We start from the raw sequence: 2,906 nt of genomic DNA on the forward strand, positions 1-2,906 counted from the left end.
ACAGCCGCTATCGCGAGCAGGCTCACTCCTACATTTGGTCTGCATTTCACTCTCACATTTGGAATGCAGTCTCTTGTGGGAGCGAGCCTGCTCGCGAAGGGGCCATCAGTTTCGGCGCAATCCTTCGATTTAAACGAAGCTGTTTAAAAGACACCTCCAGACACGGTCTCAAGGCTACAAATCCTTGCGCCATTGCCTACAGCCAAGCCAGAATCCGCCGGCTTGTGCGCCTTGAGGGCGGGTTCTATTGTGGTCCGGTCGCTGATTGTTCAGTGATCGGGTTTAGCAGCTCGGCAAATTTTCAAGGCACGCTGGCTCCGCCTCTCTTTATGGCGGCTTGCGTGGGGCACTTCGGTGCGCCGGGATCCTTGAGCCTGGTCTGCTAACCCGCGTAAAGCCGCCACCCTCTTCGTTTAGCAGCGAAGGCTGACGGCTCCATTTCTCAAGGAGCTTCACCATGATCAAACCAACACCCAACCCACCCGAATCCGATCCCACCTCCCCCTACGAATCCCTCGATTCAAGAAAACTCCACCAAGCCGCCGACCGCGCCCTCGATCACTACCTCTGCCCGCCCGGCTCTACCCCGCCGCCTCATAGCGGCCGCGCAATGTATGCCGTCACCGCCGATACCAAAAACGAAGACCTGCTGGCCAACGCCTGCGAAACCCTCGCCTGCGCCAAAACCATCGCCCAGGAATTCGCCGGACTGGTCAAGCCATCGCAACGCCGGACACTGATGGGGATTGCGCAATTGATCATGCTCAGCGAGCTGGCGGTGAACCGGGTGCTGGATAATCTGGAGTTGCCGGGGTGATGCAGGTTGGCTGAGTTATTCCTGAAAGTGCCGGCCCCTTCGCGAGCAGGCTCGCTCCCACCTTGGTTCGCATTTCAGACCTGCGTTTGGAGTGCATTTCACTGTGAGTGAGCCTGCTCGCGATGAGAATTTCTCAGTCGATGCGTTCGAACCAAACAGACCGCTATCGCGAGCAGGCTCACTCCTGCATGGATAAATAAATCCGTCCTCTTTTTCTCCCGTCCCCTTTTTCTGGAAATGAAAAACCGCCGCCCTGATTCAACGGAGCAGCGGTTTTTTATGCCTGAGCGAATTGGGCTGGCGGGGAGGCCGCATTCGTCGGATCGCCGCCCGGTCCAGGCTCCAAATACAGTCCTGTGATCGACACCGATCCCTGTGGGAGCGGGGCTTGCCCGCGAAGACGCCAGTAGCCACAACGCTTAATTCAGGGCTTGTCACAGCTCCCTGCTATTGCGGGGAATTCCAGTTCATGAGCATCCCGTTTAGCCGTCATCACTGTTCGTCCAAAGGCGGCGATGATATTTCCCATGTGTCCTCATCTTGAGCTGCACTGAATCCGTGGAGTGAAAAAATCAAGCCTGTATGATCTTCGTTTTGACCTCTATAGGCGAAGGTGCCGTTACCGATGTAAACCTCTGCTGAAGTGCCATTAGCTATTCCTGTCCACGCAGTAGTACTAGCTGGAGAGTATACAATCCACGGCTGATGGTAGCAGCGGGCCAAGACCGCACGAATTTGCGGAGTCATGCTGACATAACCGTATCTGGAAAGATGCGCCAAATACTTTGCATATGTATTGGGTGACCCGCCATTACCTACTAATAAATCGTAGACGTTTGAAACTGAAACGGTATAACTAACCTGCGCTTGGGTTCGATCGTAGATACGGATAGTCGCAGAGCCATTGCCCATCCCGGTAACCTTACCAGTGCCATCAACAGCCGCGATACTTGGATCAGATGAAGAATAAGCATAGCCGGGCACCCCCCCCGTTGGCTGTCGTTGTGCCGTGTTGCCGACTGCATCGGCGCCGGTGAAGTTTGTGCAGTAACCGCTCCTGACCATCACGCCATTTAATGACATCAATGAGGTCTCAACTCGTAAGGGTTCCGCTACGGTGAATGTTCTGGCGGCCGAAACAGGATTGCTCCCATACAAAGCTTTGGCGGTGAAGCTGTGTGCTGCCACCGCCAGGGCACTGACGAGTAACGTCCAGACACCGGTGGTGGCATGTGCCGTTGCCTGACCTTTGGAGACAGCGCCGTCAAAGACTTCGACCTTCTGGCCGTTGGCCGCGACGCCGCTCAGGGTGACAGCCCTTTCCACCGTATAACCACCATGGAGGATTTCAACGCCGCTGGGGTAGCCTTTGACCGACGTGAGGGTCGGCGCTGTCGCCACCGCCACGGTAAAGGTCCACGCCGCCGACACCGGATTACTGCCGTACAACGCTTTGACCGTGATGCTGTGGGCGCTGGCGCTCAGCGCCGTCAGCGGCAGTGTCCAGTTGCCGCTGGCATCGACCAGGACCTCTCCTTTTGAGGTAGCCCCGTCGAAGATCTCGACTTTCTGATTGGCGAAGGCCTTGCCGCTTACCGTGACCGAAGTATCGAACGTCGTGCCACCCGCCGCGACTTCGCCTTTGGAGTCCTTGACCGAGGTGATGGTCGGCGCTGTCGCCACCGCCACGGTAAAGGTCCACGCCGCCGACACCGGATTACTGCCGTACAACGCTTTGACCGTGATGCTGTGGGCGCTGGCGCTCAGCGCCGTCAGCGGCAGTGTCCAGTTGCCGCTGGCATCGACCAGGACCTCTCCTTTTGAGGTAGCCCCGTCGAAGATCTCGACTTTCTGATTGGCGAAGGCCTTGCCGCTTACCGTGACCGAAGTATCGAACGTCGTGCCACCCGCCGCGACTTCGCCTTTGGAGTCCTTGACCGAGGTGATGGTCGGCGCTGTCGCCACCGCCACGGTAAAGGTCCACGCCGCCGACACCGGATTGCTGCCGTACAACGCTTTGACCGTGATGCTGTGGGCGCTGGCGCTCAGCGCCGTCAGCGGCAGTGTCCAGTTGCCGCTGGCATCGACC

Annotated in this window: 2 protein-coding genes; one reads left to right on the forward strand and one right to left on the reverse strand. The window is 57.7% G+C overall.

All coding sequences use genetic code 11. The annotated features are described in order from the left end of the window. Positions 1–457 precede the first annotated feature (457 nt). Entirely contained in the window at positions 458–817 is a 360-nt protein-coding gene (locus tag HU765_RS26520) for a hypothetical protein (RefSeq protein WP_186624059.1), read from the forward strand. Between the two features lie 492 nt (positions 818–1,309). Here the strand turns inward: HU765_RS26520 and HU765_RS26525 are convergent. Then, positions 1,310–2,906 (reverse strand): Ig-like domain-containing protein (locus HU765_RS26525; protein WP_346727556.1); only part of this gene is annotated, 1,597 nt, incomplete at its 5' end.

Source organism: Pseudomonas sp. SWRI81 (assembly GCF_014268545.1).
GTDB lineage: Bacteria > Pseudomonadota > Gammaproteobacteria > Pseudomonadales > Pseudomonadaceae > Aquipseudomonas > Aquipseudomonas hamedanensis.

Bases quoted from the DNA above. Each gene is read 5' to 3' on its own strand.
- HU765_RS26520 (WP_186624059.1), top strand. From the start codon at position 458: ATGATCAAACCAACACCCAACCCACCCGAATCCGATCCCACCTCCCCC.